Annotated in this window: 10 protein-coding genes; 6 read left to right on the forward strand and 4 right to left on the reverse strand. The window is 70.9% G+C overall.

Going from position 1 to position 16,460, the window contains the following annotated elements; all coding sequences use genetic code 11:
* Nucleotides 1-238: 238 nt before the first annotated feature.
* Nucleotides 239-1,045 (reverse strand): DUF2637 domain-containing protein, encoded by an 807-nt coding sequence (locus ACZ3TI_RS34445; protein ID WP_465733324.1) that lies wholly within the window; start codon nucleotides 1,043-1,045, stop codon nucleotides 239-241.
* 57 nt (nucleotides 1,046-1,102) lie between these two features.
* A complete protein-coding gene (locus ACZ3TI_RS34450) occupies nucleotides 1,103-1,354 on the reverse strand; it encodes a hypothetical protein (protein ID WP_465733326.1) in 252 nt (83 codons plus the stop codon).
* A gap of 4,421 nt (nucleotides 1,355-5,775) precedes the next feature.
* Between ACZ3TI_RS34450 and ACZ3TI_RS34455 the strand changes: the two genes are divergently transcribed.
* Both ACZ3TI_RS34455 and ACZ3TI_RS34460 read left to right on the forward strand, forming a co-directional pair.
* A complete protein-coding gene (locus ACZ3TI_RS34455) occupies nucleotides 5,776-6,303 on the forward strand; it encodes an ATP-binding protein (protein WP_465733328.1) in 528 nt (175 codons plus the stop codon).
* Between the two features lie 90 nt (nucleotides 6,304-6,393).
* On the forward strand, nucleotides 6,394-6,705 hold the full coding sequence (locus tag ACZ3TI_RS34460) for a hypothetical protein (protein ID WP_465733330.1): 312 nt from the start codon (nucleotides 6,394-6,396) through the stop codon (nucleotides 6,703-6,705).
* Between the two features lie 386 nt (nucleotides 6,706-7,091).
* Here ACZ3TI_RS34460 and ACZ3TI_RS34465 read toward each other — a convergent pair whose 3' ends face one another.
* Nucleotides 7,092-7,514, reverse strand: coding sequence for a hypothetical protein (locus ACZ3TI_RS34465; RefSeq protein WP_465733332.1), 423 nt, complete (start codon nucleotides 7,512-7,514; stop codon nucleotides 7,092-7,094).
* A 419-nt stretch (nucleotides 7,515-7,933) separates the two neighbouring features.
* Entirely contained in the window at nucleotides 7,934-9,334 is a 1,401-nt protein-coding gene (locus ACZ3TI_RS34470) for a Mu transposase domain-containing protein (protein ID WP_465733334.1), read from the reverse strand.
* A 1,145-nt stretch (nucleotides 9,335-10,479) separates the two neighbouring features.
* On the opposite strand from ACZ3TI_RS34470, the gene ACZ3TI_RS34475 reads away from it, so the two are divergent.
* The 4 genes from ACZ3TI_RS34475 to ACZ3TI_RS34490 all read left to right on the forward strand — a co-directional run.
* Nucleotides 10,480-11,223 (forward strand): IPT/TIG domain-containing protein, encoded by a 744-nt coding sequence (locus tag ACZ3TI_RS34475; RefSeq protein WP_465733336.1) that lies wholly within the window; start codon nucleotides 10,480-10,482, stop codon nucleotides 11,221-11,223.
* A 741-nt stretch (nucleotides 11,224-11,964) separates the two neighbouring features.
* Nucleotides 11,965-13,095 (forward strand): helix-turn-helix domain-containing protein, encoded by a 1,131-nt coding sequence (locus tag ACZ3TI_RS34480; protein WP_465733338.1) that lies wholly within the window; start codon nucleotides 11,965-11,967, stop codon nucleotides 13,093-13,095.
* Nucleotides 13,096-13,178: 83 nt separating this feature from the next.
* On the forward strand, nucleotides 13,179-14,594 hold the full coding sequence (locus ACZ3TI_RS34485; protein ID WP_465733340.1) for a replicative DNA helicase: 1,416 nt from the start codon (nucleotides 13,179-13,181) through the stop codon (nucleotides 14,592-14,594).
* A gap of 1,187 nt (nucleotides 14,595-15,781) precedes the next feature.
* Nucleotides 15,782-16,460 (forward strand): IPT/TIG domain-containing protein (locus ACZ3TI_RS34490; protein ID WP_465733389.1); only part of this gene is annotated, 679 nt, incomplete at its 3' end.

Below are 16,460 nucleotides of genomic sequence, written 5' to 3' on the forward strand. Positions count from 1 at the left end.
GGTGGGCCTGGCATGTGAACCGTGGTCCCTGCCGGACCGGAATCGGGAACGGTGCAGTCGGCGCAGTGCTCGACCCGAAGCAACGGCCGGACGCCGCCCGCGCCCGGTGGCGTGCCGACCCGGAACAGTGCGGCGCCCTCCTGGCAGAGAAGGGGAGTGCCGGCGCGCGTCCGTCACCCGCGGTCTTCGGGCTCCCGCACGGACGGGCGGAGAATGCAGGCGCCGTGTTGTCCACGTGCTACCGGGATGCCCGGTGCGAGGGTTTCTGCCGACGGTCCTCCTGGGACTCCTGCCGGGCGACGAGCAGCTGGCGCACCATCTGCTGCAAGGACACCACAGCCGTCACCGGCGGAAGGCCCGCGACGACGGCCTCGGGCATCGTGCAGGGTGTGTTGACGATGCACAGGAGGCTGGCGATGCCCGCGAATACCAGGATGACCGTCCAGGAGTTCGCCACCCTGCGCCCTCCCAGAGCGGCACGCAGAACGGAGAGGGACGCGACCATCCACGGTCCGTAGACGACGACCGGCCAGTACTGGGACAGACCCCTCGGCAGCTGCGAAAGGGCCACGTTCCGCAGCGGATGGTAGGAGATCATCCAACCGAGGATGCAGACCGCAGTGACGATCGTCAGCGTCAGGAATCCGATGACGGTTCCGAGGATGTCGGGCTGGCGGCGTGCCGGGCGGGCGCGATGCTCCCGGCGGTCGGCGATCAACTGGGGGTGGAACCCCATGGCCGGCAGGCCGACTTCCTCCTCGACCGCTTCCGCGTTCGAAGGATGCGGAAGCATCCCCGGATCGGCCCAGCCGTTGACGACCGGCTCGGCCCAGCCGTTGACGACCGGCTCTGCCCAGCCGTTGACGACCGGCTCTGCCCAGCCGTTGACGACCGGCTCGGCCCAGCCGTTGACGACCGGATAGGACAGGTCGGCGGACACCTGCCCGGCGGACGGCCAGAGGGAGCGGTTGTGTATGCCCCTGTCGTCGGGGTTGAATCCGGCTGTGTAGTAGGGGCTGAAATCGATGTCCGTCGACTCGTACAAAGCAGTCCTCCTGTTTGCGTCATCGTGGATCGCGGCCGGCGCTCTCAATCAGCCCGTTTATTCCTCTGATCGTTGCAGCCGCGTCGAGAACTCGAACTCGAGTCGGCGCAGGATGCGGAAGAGTTCGGCCAGCTGGCGTGAGCAATGCGTCAGCACCACGCGTTCGCCGTTCTTCACGAGATAGCCACTTTCCAGGTCGCCCGCGGGATTCGTCCGGTCCGGAACGAATAGCCAGTTGTCACCGGCACTGCAGATCCGGTCCCGCTCCAGCGGCAATGGAAGAGGCGGCTTGACTGCTGTTGGACTCATGCCCCGACAACGATGGGCTAATCGCCGGGAAATGTACGGCATCCGGGTGTCCTGAAATATGCTCAGGCTGCCGGCGCTCAGAGCTTTTACCCGGGCCGCCGAGCTCCTTGCCGGGCGTGCGGCGTTCTTGCGGCTGGCCTCGGATGGGGATGGTCGAAGCGAGCGCAACCCCGTCCGCTCGCTCGGCTTCCCCTCTTCCACAGCGGGACGGTCTCGAACGGTGCCGGATGCTCTGCAATTCTCCCCAGCGGGGCGCGCCCGCGCGCGGAGTCGCTCGGCAGCCGGCCTTCGGTCGGCCGCACGGCCACCGTTGCGCCCCTTTCCCGTTCGGTCATCCGATTAACGGACGCTCGGATTGCGTGCCTGAAATGGCCGGTTGCACGTTTCCCGTTTCGGGTGACTGGTGACAGGACCGCTGGATGCCGCATCATGGCCGTCGGCGTCCTGCCGTCGCCGTGACGCGAACGCTCCGGGCGGACGATCGAACCCCACTGCCAAGTGTTCGAGCTGTCCGTTCTCGCCGATTCGAACGAACCACTGCCTGTGGCCGGATCCAGTGGGTCCCGACGATGAGTCGTACACGAGAGGTATTCACACTCTGTGATGGGAGGAGTACTCTTGGTCGAGACTTGGTTCAGTCGTGGATCAGCCGTCCGGACTCCGGTGAGTCCGGACGGCTGTGGGGGTGCAGTCGGTGCGACATCGCTGTTCCAGATCACCCCTCGGGCGCCTGGACTCGAAACCGCGTCAGGCGGAAGCGACCACTCGTGATCGCTTCTCTTCGTTCGTTCGACCCTCTTCAATCACTGTGCCCCCCTGCCGGGGAGGTTTTGACGTGACCTAGCAGCATGGAGACGGTTTGGTCCGCACCACCGGACCTTCACCGTCTGTGTACCAATCACATGCCTCGGTGTCTGAACGCCCTGTATCCGTCGTCGCCGACCACATGCCTGAAGTCGACGACGGAATTCACCGCTGCCTCGGCCCGTCCGCACACTCGGGATCAGGCGAGAACCTGTGTCCTGACGGGCTGTTGCCTCCTCACACGTCCGTAAGTAGGCACTGCCATTTTGCATCACCGAATCAGAATCTGCCAGCCGCTCCCCAGCCATGTCGTGATCCGCCGTTCCGTCCTTCCCTGGGGAGGACGCCGGGCTCTGAATGAGCGAAACCTCGAAGGACCTCCCCAAACGGGCTCTCGAGCGCGAGTGACCACCGCTCGAATGGAGCGGGCCGGGGAAAGGGCCGCCTCGGCGACTTCGGGACGGCCGGCGTATCGCCCGTCGACCGATCCGGGCGTCGGCGGGCGGCCGGGCGGGCCGGGCGGCGAAGCGGGCGGGCGTCGGGCTTTCGGCGGTGCTCCGTGAGCCCGCGGTACTCGGGCGCCGTGTGCACGGAGCGGGCCCGGGGCCCCTGGCCTGCTCGCGGGCAGGCCCGTGCGACCGGGCGGGCCGGCCTGCCCGCCACCCGGTTCCCGGCGGTGTGGCTCGGTGACAGGGACTTGACCGGCGACCTGATCCGGGTGGTGACGCTGGTGCAGGACTACGGCTGGAAGTCGGGATTCTGCTTCGCGGCCGACGAGACCATCGGGCGGCAGCTGGGGCTGTCACGGGGCGGTGTCAACCGTCTGATCGCCAGAGCGAAGGCCAAGGACCTGGTCCGAGCGTCTCGGAATCCCGCCACCGGAACCATGAACCGGAGTGTCCGTCCGCCTGCCGACGACGAGCTGACCGTGTGCGTCGGCTCGTACGCCCGGGCGTGTCTGGCCGGTACCCGGTTCAAGGTCTATGCCCTGCTCTCCCTGCGGCAGCACTTCCCCGAACCGACTCCCGTCGCGCGGATCGCGCGCGAGTGCGGGATGAAGGAGGCAACCGCCCGTGAAGCGGTGGCCGAACTCCTGGCCCAGGGGTGGGTGAGCCGAGGAGCCGGGGAGAGGAGGGCGTACAGATACGTCGTCCATGCCGTGCCCGTCCGCGGACCGGACGGGCAGCCGGAGTCCCTCCCGAGCGGGCCCGTCCCCGCGCCGCGGTCCGCGGACGGGCCGGCAGACGACGGTGTCGAGGCCCTCGGCTCCGGACCGGATTCCCGGCACGGGGTCCCGCTCGACCCGGGCCGGGAGGCCGCCGGTTCGGTGACAGCCGATCCCCCCGATCCGGTGACACCGGCCACCCCCGATTCGGTGGCAGAAACACGATCCTCCCAACATGACCTGCTGAAGACGCCCGCGGTCGTGGGCGGTTGTCCGTCCCGCGGACCGGGAACCGTGCGCACCCGCGCGCGAGGCCACGCGGCGGGAGCCGACGGGGACGCAGCAGGCCCGGGCGGGCGCGACGGACGGCGAACCGGCCGGAAGACGATCCGGTCGATGACCGACGAGCAGAGGCGATGGGGCCGGCAAGCCGCGTCGTCGGCCCTGAGCCGCCTGCCGAGGCAACTGGCGGACCGGCTGACCGAGCGACAGCTCGACCTCCTCGCTCAGCACATCGTCGCGACCTTCGCCGACTACGGCACATCCCCCGAGGCCCACGGCGCGGTGGTCCTCCAAGCCCTCGAGTCGGCGTGGGAGTTCGCGCGCCGCAGGGAGCCGGTCGGCGCGGTGCCGTGGTCCTCGGTGGTCTCCCCGCTGCCCTGGCTGGTCAAGGTCGTCGACCGGGCGAGCGAGACGGTCACCGGGAGCAGGCCGGTCCGGAGCCCCGAGTGCGCACTGTGCCGCGGGCCCCTGGCCGTCCGCGACGCCGACGATCCGGAAACCTGCCGTTCCTGCGGTCCCGCCGCCGCCGCTGCCGCCTGCCGCCGGCTTCGGGAGCAGTGGGAGCCGTCCGGCCGGGCGCCGCACGCGACACCCCCGGCAGACCCGCTCACGGCGCGGGTCGCGCCCGGTGCGAGCGAACCCGCCGACCGGTCGGCGGCAGGGGGCGACGAGTCGGAAGGAGCGATCCTTCGCCGGCGGCTCGCCGCTCGCCGGATCGAGCGGGAGCGGACCTGTGCCCGGGGTGGCGAGGCTGCGGCGACGGCCCGCCGCGCCGACGCCGCTGCGCACCGGCGGGGCGCCAACAGGGCCTCCCGCCAGGAGGCCGTCGGTCGGGGAAGCGCCGACCGCGCGCCCGGACCCGGGACCGGGCCCCGTGACGTGCCCCCGGAGGCCGTGGCGGTGTCCGATCCCGCTCCGCGGGGGGACGGCCGACCCGATGCGCGGAAGACCGGCGCGGTCGCCGCAGCGCGGCCGGGGCCTGTGGGACGCCGGCACGGAACCTCCCGCCGGGTCTGCCTCTGCGGTGGTCCGCCGGTCGCCCGCCGGCGCCGGGGGCCGGCGCGGGTGCGGGGACAGCCCGCCGGGATCCCCACCCCGGGTCCGGCTCCTGCCGTTCCCGTCGATCCCGCGGTCGGTGCGCCGTGATCACCGCCGTCGGATCCGGCCGGTTCCCGCACGCGGTATTCCGCGATCAACGGGCAGTCGCCTCCGGATATGGTGTCCAATTTCCCGAGCGAACGGACCGGGATATGAAAATTTCCTGCGGAGGGCTTCCGGTCCGGTCGCGGAAGCGGTTTGTATTTCCGGCGCGCTCGGCCGTACGGGTGAACCGACCGGTCGGGGGATTGCGGCTGTTCCGGTCCGGTGAGTAACTGGGTGCATCCGAACCGGGTGGGTCACCCATCCTCTCCGGGGGTAAGCAGCTGCGGTGTCCGCCAGCGCTTCCGGCTTGCGCCCAATCGCTGAAGGGGCGCGTTGCCGTACCCCGGTCGAGGAAATTGGATCCGCGGGCCGGTGCGATCACAGTCGCACCGGCCCGCGTCGGCTCGCAGGGCCTCTCCGCACGAGCAGGAGCCGGCAGAATCCCTCCCCCCGGGCGCGCGCGGCGCCTCTGATCACACCGTCGATCAGAGGCCCTACGACGGGACCGCTCTCGGGGATGCGCCTGCGGCGCGGCTCCTCGCAGTGGCGGTGCCGCTGGTGGCCGCCCCTCGTCGACCGGGACGTTTCCCCGGCCGCCACACGCACAGGCGGAACGGCTGATTTCGGCCAGGTCGGTGCGGAATTCCGTGAGCGAGTCGCCGACCGCCCTTGCGCGCCCGGAGGGACGTTCGTCCCAAAAGGCTCCACCGATTGCCGGGACCAATGGCCCGGATGTCCGCCATTCGCCGTCAAATCCGGACCCGAGTGGACGAAACAAGCCGTTTCATTTCGCCGGATCATCGACGGCGTGAACTATTCCTACCTTCACACTAGGCGCTGTATTGTATAAATGCGCCCCCTTTTCTTGTGGCGGATAGCTCCTCGCGAATAATCTATTTCTGATTTACTTCCACCAGTCCGGCGCCCGCTCGGCCGGCTGCGCGCCGAACGGAATGGTCCCCAGGCGCCGGGCGTGGACCGGGACGCGAAAGCCACGAGCAGTCGCACCGGCAGCCGCATTCGGCCCGTGAGCCGAGAAGCGGCCCCGCCGTTCACCGAGGAGGAGATTCCACTGACCACCGCAGAGATCGATGGACGGCCGACGGGAGCCCTCGCAGAGGATGTCCTGCGCCACTGGGTCAGGGGCCGTCCGCTGTCCTTCAGGCTGCCGTCGCTGGTCCGCGCGGTACCGGTCTCCCGGCGGCTGGCAGGGCTGTGGCTGGACGCCGAGGGCGTTCGGGCCGGCCATACCCGGGACGCCGTCCTGCTGGTGATCTCCGAGCTGGTCACCAACGCCCTCGAGCACTCCAACAGCGCGCACATCACCGCCTGGTTGCGCAGGACCGCGGACCGGCTCCTGTTGGAGGTCCGTGACCAGGGAAAGACCTCCGAGGTGCCGCAGCTGCACCGCGCCACGCCGGACGAGGACCACGGCAGGGGTCTGGCGCTCGTCGCGGACTACTCGCAGGACTGGGGGGTGCGGCTCGGTTCGGACGGCAGCTGCTCGGTGTGGGCCGCCGTCCCGCTGTCCGGTCGGAGCGCCGCGGCGTGCTGACCGTTGCGGGACGGTCGCGATCCAGCCGGGCCGGGCGGTGCATCGAGCGTCAGCCCCGGTCTTCCACCGCGCACATCGTGAGGAGAACCCATGTCCAGCTCAGGCATCGAGAGCCGTGAGATCGTCAACAGCGTCATCAACTCGGTGGCCCGGCTCGACCGCGCCGGCCTGCGTCGCCTCGATTCCGAAGGGCTCAGCGCGCAGTTCAACGCGCGTCTGGAGCTCGAGGACTACTTCCACGTGCTCTGGGAGCACTTGAAGGAGTGCGGTGAGCACCCGGCCACCCGCACGGAATACCAGCCGCTCGCCGCTGTCCTCGACCTGCTCGCGTGCCTGAGCGAGAACGCCATGTTCGCGGACGGCGTCACGCAGCAGGACCTGTTCCGCCAGCCCCAGCAGTGACGGGCCCCTGCGGAGGCAATGCCGTGGCGGGTCACGCACCAGCCCATCCACCGAGTGCGTGGCTGTGGAGCCGCGCACTCGGTGGATGGGCTGGTGCGGCTCCGTCGCGGACGCCTCACGCCCGCACGGCGTCATGATGCCGGCCGGCGAGGTGGAGACGGTAGCCACCTCGCCGGACGCCGGCCGGCCTTCGCGGACCACACAGGCCGGTGGCCTTCACCAGGTAGGCCTGGCCTGTCCGTCGCATCGAGGATCGGGGCCTTGTCGACCGGCGCCGGCGCCGTCGTGCCGCGCCTGTGAAGCGGACGGGCTCCACAGGCGCGGCACGACCGCCGGGGCCCCGCACCCGAGCAGGCGGACGACGGGCACCCGTACGCCGCGAGGCCTCACACCTCGGAGTACCAGACGATCTCCAGGGCCTCCGTCAACTCGGCCGCCACGGCGTCCTCGCTGTCCAGCGCGGCAGCGGAGTCGCCGACCGAGTTGGACACCGCCGCGCGGATGCTGTCGGTCGCCGCGGCGATGATGTCCGCGCGGACCTGGGCGTGCTGGCAGGCGCAGTCGTGCCTCGCTCCGGCCAGGATGACGAGGGTGTGGAGGTTGTCGGCGCGGGCGCCGGCGGTGTCACCGGCGATGTCGGCCTCGATGGCCGCCGCGTTGCTGTCGAGCGCGGCCGCGAGGTCGGCGGCACACGCCGACACCTGGAGCACGGGGGCTTCCGCGGCCTGGGCCGCGGGGGCGATGGCGAGCGCAGCGCCGGTTGCGATGGCCACGGCGACGACGCCGGCGGCGAGACGAGAACGGGTCATCCGAATCCCCTCCGAAAAGAAGAGTTCCATGCCGGCGGGGCGCCGGCATGGACGGAACGTAATGCACCGCCGAGCGCGGATGGCAGGGCGCGTGGGCGGGCAGGGTGGTGCGAAGAATTGATGTCCCGGCAATCGAAGGTGAATTCAGTAGTTTTCATACAAAAGTTGCGCTACTCCATCCGGGTCACTATCGGGGAGAGCGGCCTCCGGGGCCCGGAAGGGTGGGATGGGGAATTCGGTTAGCAATTCCCGGCGTTTTACTTGCCGCCGGTCTGCGAGACTACCCGGCTCCGGCCGGCCGCCCGCCCGCAGGACGGGGGCCGAGACCCCGTGCATCCTCGGGCGCGGCCTGCCGGACCCTGCACCGGGCGTGATCACGCCCGGTGCAGGGTCCGGCAGGCCGAAGGCCGTCGTACGCGCTATCTCGTCCATCCCGGGTGCCTCGCCGAGCCGGTGTGGCTTCGCCGGTACGGCGTCGGGTCGTGCTGCCGATGCGCGGCGAGGTGGATCACGGCTTCGGAACGGACGTGCTCGTCGTCCTCGGGCGGGTCCTTCCGGATCCGGTCGAGGACGTCCGTCCACCGCCAGGACCGGCCGGGGCGCCCCGGCGGACCGCCGGCCTGTCGACCGGGCTCTAACCCGTCCTCTTCGCGGGTGTCCTGTCGGAGCGCGTCGGCCGCCGCGAGCGCTTCGGCGGACGGAGGACTGTACATCTTGCTGTTGCAGGCCGGCCTCGGCACCGGGAGCGGACGCTCGAGACCGATCCCGTGCCGGTGGCCGATGACCGACAGGCCGGCACCGTCGGGCGCCAGTGAATGCTGGGCGATCACCCGTCCGCGAGGGGTCGCGATCGCCAGGAGGGGGTCACCGAGCCTTCGGCGCACTTCCACGGCGTGGCCGTGCAGATGCCGCGGAACCGCGTAGAGGTTGCCCCGGTACGACACCATGCTGTTGGCCGAGACCACGCGGGTCACGCTGATCCTGGCGGGGTACGGGTCGTGGGGGAGGTCGAGCAGGACCGGCGCGGGCGGCTCGCTGCTCCCGTCGTGGCCGCCCCGCGCCGCGGCCTGGTGGGTGTGCATGAGCCTGGCCAGCCTGTCGAGGCTCTCCTGCGCCTCCAGCGGGCCGGTGTCCGCACCACCGGTCCGCCACCACAGGGCGAGCGCTTGCCCGATCGCCTCGTCGTCGGCGTCCTGCCGCGCCGGACCGAGGTCCGCGACGACACCGTAGTGCTTCGCGACCCTGCCCAGCGCCGTGGTCGGCTTTCCGCCCCCCGGGCAGTGGATCGGCTGCGTCCGGTCGAAGCGCCAGCGCCAGCCGGTCCCGCCCAACTGGCGCAGGATGCGGTCGACGGAGCCGACCAGGTGGCCGAAGTCGATCTGCTCCGCGAGCGCCGCGCTCCAGCGCTCGGAGCGGGTCAGGCGTCCCACCAGGACGCAGGCGTGGGTGCTGCCCCAGTCCGCAGGGGGGTCGCAGAAGACGAACCAGCGGAAGTGCACCTCCTCCGCGTCGTCCTGCCGAGCGGGGCGGGTGCGGGGCGGACGCTGGCACAGCGGGCACCTGGGACGCAGCTGATGGGTCCGCAGAGCGCGGGTGAAGGTCGAGTAGCCGCCGCTGTAGCCGAGGTCGACGAGTTCGGCGAACAGCGCCGACGCCTCGAAGTGGGCGTCGTCCTGCAGCCGCTGGCGGCAGTAGGGGATGAACCGCTCGAACTCGCCCCCGCCGGAGCTGCGGACCCCGACCGTGCGCTTCCCGCTCAGATAGGAGCTCACCGTCTTGCGGTCGCGGCCGAGGAGACGGGCGATTGCGGCGATGGACAATCCTCGGGATCGCAGGGCACAGATGTTGATGTATTCCTCTCCGGTCAGCAATTTTGCTCCTGTAAGGATCCGATACGGATTACGGCTCCCTCGTGGGACCCATGGGAAGCCAGGAAATATACACGAAATCCAGAGGCGGGAGCAGAAAGGATTCTTCAAGACATCGCCGATTGCTGTGCAATTTGAGTGAGCGAATCGCGCTGTAATCAATTGGCAAAGGCCCCGCGTATGCCGTGTCAAGTCGCACGCGGAGATCGGCCAAAGGATGGCCGGATCTCGACTGTCGGATGCTTGACAATCTTCGCAAGCGCGCAATGAGGGTCGACTGGAATAGACCTCTGCGGGCGCGACGGCGCTCGCGTTCCTCCCCGGAATTCCGGGCCGTGCGCCCATCCGGCCGCCCGTCGCGCCACCGTGCCCGGGGAGCGGTGGCGCGCACGGCCGCGATCCCGGACGGTCGCACGGCCGGCACCGCCGCTCGGAGAACCGGTCAGAGGCATAGGCCGATGTGCACGCGCGCCCGGGCGCCCGCGCGCCCCCCGTCCGCTCCCGTGCCCGGACGTCGGCCGGTCCGGGCGTCAATGGCAGTTGACGCGTCGTGGGCTCGCGCGCCGCACACCGGAAGCGCACGCGGCCCCCAGGGGGCCGACCCGCGGACGGCCCCGCCGGTGCGGCCGGGCAGGTCCACGCGTCCGGCGCGGCCGGGCGTTCGCGCCGCGCGGGTCGCGCTGCCGGCCGCAACGTGCCGCCAATCGGGTGATGCGACGTCAAGCGCCTTGCCTGCTTGTCACCTCAATGGGTTACTGGAAGCTGCAAACCGGTGGGTCGCCCATCCTCTCCGGGGGAGCGGGGCGTCGGCCTGCCGTACGGCCGGTCACTACCGTGGCGCCATGGGCTCCCCTGGCAGGGGCGTGAACGATCCGCCCGCCACCGCGACCGGCGAAATCCATCCAGGACGGTCTCGTCCTCACGCCCGGAAAGCGGCCCGGCCACACCCGTGAGCCGGCCCGCCGACGCCCGGTTCACCGCCTCGGCCGTCCGTTTCGTCCCCGCCGGGGCCTGGTCCGACCCGCACCGTGCGTACCCCGCGATTCCTCCTGGGCCCGCCGTCGCGGCATTCACCCACCTCGTCCAAGGAGACAGTCGTGCCCATCTCCCCCAACCAGGGATCGACCGGCGGCGGAACCACCGTCACCATCACCGGCGTCAACCTCGCCGGGGCCACGGCCGTGCACTTCGGCTCCAAGCTGGCCACCATCACCGCCAACACCGCCACCTCGGTCACCGTCATCGCGCCGTCGGGCAGCGGGACGGTCCAGGTGACCGTGACCACCCCGGGCGGCACCAGCAACCCGCTCAACTTCTACTACGTCGGCGCGCCGTTCAAGGCCGCGCTCAGCGACACCTCCGGGCCGCTGGCCGGCGGCAACACCGTCAGCATCACCGGCACGGGGATGTCGACCGCCACCGCCGTGAACTTCGGGGCCAACGCCGCCACGCCGACCGTCGTCAGCGACGGCCTCATCACCGTCACCGTGCCCGCGGGCACGGCCGCCGGATCGGTCGGGGTGAGCGTGACCACGGCGGGCGGAACCAACAACGGCTTCACCTACACCTACGTGGACGCGCCCACCGTGGCCACTGTCGTTCCCGGCGTGGGCCCGACCTCCGGCGGCACCCCGGTGACCATCACCGGCACCGCCCTGAGCAGCACCCAGTCGGTCACCATCGGCGGCACGCCGGCCCCGTTCGTCGTCGTCAGCGACACCGTCGTCACCGCCGTCACGCCGCCCGGCACCGCCGGGGCCGTCGACGTCACGGTCACCACCGCGGGAGGCAGCGCGACCGCCGTGGGCGGGTTCACCTACCTCGCCGGCCCGGGGATCTGAGCCGGGAGTCAGGCCACTGGCCACCGGACCGCACGGCCGACGAGGCCGCCTGCCCGGGCGGGACCGTCATCGGTCCCGCCCGGGCAGTCTCGTTCCGCCGTACCCGCCGCCCGGTTGCCCGGCGGCGGGTAGGAGCGGAGCGGCCGGCGGCCGTGGGCGCCGTGCTCGACCGGAGGCCGAGTACCGAGTCCACGGCCGCCGGCCGCAGGACGCAGACGCCCGCGTCGAGGCCGCGTCGGGCACCTCACCCGGCGCGCTGAAGCGCCGTGGAGGTGAAGGGCGCCGCCGCACGCCCAGCCACGATCCGCATTTGGCGTGTGACTATGCGTTACACATAATCTTCTGGCAAGTCGGCGGGCGGCCTCCGGCTCCGGAGCCGGCTGCCGACCCAGAAGGGGTTCTGCCTGCCGGGGGACATCGGGCGCGAGTCGCGTGACCAGGGGATTCCGGCCCCGTTCCGAGGGGTTGATCGCGATTCGGTGAGTGGCGTCCGCGTGCAGCGGCCACTGGTTGATCCTTTCGGGATGGCTGCAGTCGCGAAGAGGAGAACAACACGATGACCGCACGCAACGGTGCGAGGTTTCCCACACGTCCGGTCGGCGATCCGGTCCCGGAGCATCCCGGTCCGTCCCGCCGCCCCGGCGGTCCTGCCGTCGGCGCGCCCTGCCGCGCGTGTCTCGGACACGCGCCCGACCGGGGCGGCACGCGGCACCGCCGTTCCGACGGAACGGCGGTGCCGCGATGAGCTTCCTGGCCGTGGACTGGGCCCTCGAGCACTCGCCGGTGAACGACCCCTACGAGCGGCTGCTGCTGACCGTGCTGGCGCGCAAGGCGAACTCGGACGGGACCGACGCCTATCCGTCACGGAACTCGCTGGCGATGGCGGCCCTGTGCGACAAGTCGACGGTCACCCGCCGGCTGAAGCGGTTGGAAGCCCGCGGCATCATCCGTGAGGGCGATCAGCGGGCGGCCTTCCGCATCCCGAAGCCCCTGCGGCCGAAGGTGTACGACATCTTGATCCCCTTCTCGTTCTTCAGCCCCGAACAGCTGGCGAAGGTGAACGAGGACCGGGCCGACCGCGGGCTGGGACCGCTGACGGCCGAGGACCGGCCGCCGCTCGCTCCCGCCCCGCCGCGCAAGCCCCGGGTCGACAAGGGGACGAAACGCTCCGCAGGACCGGACGTCCCGGGGGGTGCTCCGAGCACCCCGGGTGCTTCAAGCACCCCCCGTCCGGATTCGACCGGTTCACAGGCCTTCGACCCGGGTGCTTCAAGCACCGGGGTGCTTGAAGTGCTGTCAGGAGGTGCTTCAAGCACCCCAACTCTGTCCTCTAACTCAGTCCACTCCTCCTCTGCTCCGTTCGCTGGACAGCGGGCGGTGAAGAAGCGGAAGAAGACCGGCACGGAAGGAGGGCCGGGCGGCACGGCCGATCCGGGAACCGCTCCCGGACGGTTCGGGGACAGCGGCGAAACCGCCGCCGAGGACGCCCAGGTGCAGCGGATCGTCGCGGCCTGGACCAACGCACGCAAGGCCGCGGGCTTCGGCCCGCACCGCCGGGCGACAGCGCTGCGCGACTTCACCGCGGCGGCGGCCACGTTGGTGCGGCAGGGCCGGTCGGTGAACTGGCTGATCGCGGTCGCGACGTGGATGGGGACCGAGCAGCCGTCCTGGGTGGGCCTGGGTGAGGCCACCAAGGCCCAGTACGCCGGTGCTCCGGCCGAGCCGGGCCTGCGGAGCGCCTGGCCGCCGATCTCCCGGCCGTTCTGCGGGGACTGCGACGAGGGCTGGGTCTACAGCCGGGTCAACGGCATGGAGACCGCGGATCGCTGTGCCTGCACGTCCGCCGCGAAACCGGTTCCCAGCAGCACCTGACCGGCCGGTCCCGCGCGCCGCAGAGCAGGAAGGCGGCGCCCGTGACCCTGCCGGCCCGCCCCTCGCCATGACAGGAGACCGCCATGACGATTCCCCCGCAAGCCTCCCCGCACCTGCCGCCGACGGACGCGGTGGCGCCCCCGGGCCGTCGACGCCACCGAGGGGAGGAGGAACGGGAGATGGAACGGCGGCCCCCGCAGGACCTCTCGGCCGAGCAGTCCGTGCTGGGCAGCATGCTGCTCTGCCCGAACGCCATCAACGACGTGACGGGCACGGCTCTGAGACCGGAGCACTACTACCGCCCCGCGCACGCCCTGATCCACCAGGCGATCCTCGACCTCTACGCGGCCGACCAGCCGGCCGACCCGATCACCCTGGCGCACGAGCTCACCAAGCGCGGCGAGCTCTGCAGGGTCGGCGGCGCCTCGTACCTGCACACCCTGGTGGACTCCGTCCCGACCACGGCCAACGTGGAGTACTACGCCGAGATCGTCCACGAGTGCGCCGTGCTGCGCCGCCTGATCGTGGCGGGTACCCGGATCACCGGCATGGGGTACGCCGCCGAAGGCCACCTGGGAACCGTCCTGGACACCGCCCAGGCCGAGGTCATGGCTGTCACCTGCGGCATCGAGGCCGCCGACGATCAAGTGAAGGACTGGGCCGAGATGATCGACGCGATGTTCGCCGCGGAAGAGGCCGGACCGGTCCCCTTCCTGCCCCTCCCGTACGTGGACCTGGAGGCCGGCCTGCGCATCGAGCCCGGCGACCTCGTCGTCGTGGGCGCCAGGCCCGCGATGGGAAAGTCCGTGATGTTGGTCGACCTGGCCCGGCACGCCGCGATCCGGCACCGCCTTCCGGTCTACCTGAACAGCTTGGAGATGACGCATACGCAGGTGATCCAGCGCATGGTCGCCGCCGAGGCCCGTGTCCCCCTGCACGGCATCCGCGACCGCACCCTGAACCAGGAGCAGGAGGCACGGCGACTGCGGGCCATCGCCCTGGCCGGCGTCCCTCCGCTGACCGTCGACACGAGCGAGGAGGTCAGCATCCCCCGGCTGCGTTCCCGGCTGCGCCGCCTGCAGTCCCAGGGACGGCTCCCGGCCGTCCTCCTGGTCGACTACCTGCAGTTGATGACCCCCGAGACCGGCCGGGCCGGCAGTCGCACGACCGAAGTGGACGAACTCGCCCGCGGCCTCAAGATACTCGCGAAGGCCTTCAACATTCCGGTGGTCGTGGCCGCTCAGCTCAACCGGTGCGTCGAGCAGCGCGCGGACAAGAAACCCGCCATGGCCGACCTGCGGGAATCCGGTGGCATCGAGGCCAATGCCAACGCAATCATCCTGCTCCACCGGGAGGACGCCTACGCGAAGGATTCTCCGCGCGCCGGCGAGGCGGACCTGATCGTGGCCAAGAACCGCATGGGCGGCACATTCACGGCGACGGTAGCGTTCCAGGGCCACTACTCGCGTTTCGTCGACATCACCCGCAACGTCACATGACGTCCCCGGGGTCCCGGATTTCCGCGGACGGATCCCATGGCGGACGACCGGCCCGCGGCCGCCGGCGGGACTTCGCAGGTCAGCGACTCGGCCCGTGCCGGGCGTGCCGGGGACGACACGGCTGTGAGGCCGGTCGACCCGGCCCGCTGCGACAACCTCCGAGCGTCCTCGCGCAGGTCCTGCCCGGACCGGTCCCACGGCGCGAAACCCGGGTCGGGAAGTCGCGATCCCGCCGGGTGGGGAATCAGCGTGAAAATTCCCCGGAAGGGTGTCCGTTTTCGCTGATCGGCGTCGGGTCGCGCGCTACGGAATCGGCCGTTTCCCGGATTTCGGGAGGTGGCCGGGCGCTGCGCCAAGCGGGTGAAAGCGGGTCGGAAGACTTGTCACCGATTTCACGGCTCTGGATTACTTTTCCGTATCCAACCGGCGGGCCGCCCATCCCTCCCGGGGGAAGCGCGCAGCCGGCGCCCGCTGTTGCTTCAGGCGGCGGGGTGACGTACGGCTCGCGATGGGCACCCCCGTGGAGGAAGTGGATCCATCTGCCGGCACCGTCTCAGCGGTGCCGGCGGATGCGGCGGCTTACATACGCCAGGAGGCGTTATGCAAGCGATCCAAAGGCTCCGAGGCGTGCTGACCCGTGCGGCGGACAGGTGGTCTGCCGGCTCCCCTCCCTCGGACCGTCGACGGACGACTTCAGCGGTGTGGTGCTGGGGGCATCTGCTGGGGTGGTACGTGCCGACCGTGCTGGTGGGCCGTCAACCTCCGAGCAGACCGTCTACGACGGAGAGCGCGACCGCAGCCGTCGACGGCCACGCTTTCGAACGGAACTCCTCCGTGATGCGCTCGGCCGAGTCCGTCCGCGGCAAGCACAGGCGGAGCCGGGGGCGGATCGGCCGAGGACGGCGTTTCGACCGCCCCGGGGAGGCTTCCGGCGACAGCGACCGGGCGGACGGCGGCGATCTCCTCCGCTGGGATGAGCCAGTCTGTTCCGCCTGACCCGCCCAGCGATACACCCCTGACGAGCCCCGGTCGATGTTCCCTCCATCGACCGGGGCTCCCCGCCTCGGCGCCCGTGGTCGCGCATCCCCGGGCGGACAACCGGCTCTCCGGCCGCTTGCGCACGCACGACGTTCGTCAGGCACGACATTCGTCAACTCGAAGACTGCACAACCCTTTGGGGGTAAGCCATGCATGATAGCAACATACCGGTGATCGTTTCGGTCAGTCCGGCGTCGGGGGCGGCGGGGTCGGTGGTGACCCTGACGGGCACTGGGTTCGCGGGGGTGACGGCGGTGCGGTTCGGTGCCGTCAACGCCTCGTCGTTCACGGTGGTGTCGGACACCCAGATCACCGCGACGGTGCCGGCGGGGTCGGGCACGGTGCAGGTGACCGTGGTGGCGTGGTGGTGGGGGGCGACCAGCAACGGTGTGGCGTTCACATACGCGGTCGCCGCTCCGGTGATCGGTTCGGTCAGTCCGGCGTCGGGGGCGGCGGGGTCGGTGGTGACGCTGACGGGCACTGGGTTCGCGGGGGTGACGGCGGTGCGGTTCGGTGCCGTCAATGCCTCGTCGTTCACGGTGGTGTCGGCGACGCAGATCACCGCGACGGTGCCGGCGGGTTCGGGCACGGTGCAGGTGACCGTGACGACGCCCGGCGGTACCAGCAACGGTGTGGCGTTCACATACGCGGTCGCCGCTCCGGTGATCGGTTCGGTCAGTCCGGCGTCGGGGGCGGCGGGGTCGGTGGTGACGCTGACGGGCACTGGGTTCGCGGGGGTGACGGCGGTGCGGTTCGGTGCCGTCAATGCCTCGTCGTTCACGGTGGTGTCGGCGACGCAGATCACCGCGACGGTGCCGGCGGGTTCGG

This window comes from Kitasatospora sp. NPDC023120, assembly GCF_055560835.1.

Excerpts from the sequence above, each read along its gene's own strand:
- ACZ3TI_RS34460 (WP_465733330.1), top strand. The coding sequence starts at position 6,394 with ATGTCCAGCTCAGGCATCGAGAGCCGTGAGATCGTCAACAGCGTCATC.
- ACZ3TI_RS34450 (WP_465733326.1), bottom strand. The coding sequence starts at position 1,354 with ATGAGTCCAACAGCAGTCAAGCCGCCTCTTCCATTGCCGCTGGAGCGG.
- ACZ3TI_RS34465 (WP_465733332.1), bottom strand. The coding sequence starts at position 7,514 with ATGACCCGTTCTCGTCTCGCCGCCGGCGTCGTCGCCGTGGCCATCGCA.
- ACZ3TI_RS34480 (WP_465733338.1), top strand. The coding sequence starts at position 11,965 with ATGAGCTTCCTGGCCGTGGACTGGGCCCTCGAGCACTCGCCGGTGAAC.
- ACZ3TI_RS34485 (WP_465733340.1), top strand. The coding sequence starts at position 13,179 with ATGACGATTCCCCCGCAAGCCTCCCCGCACCTGCCGCCGACGGACGCG.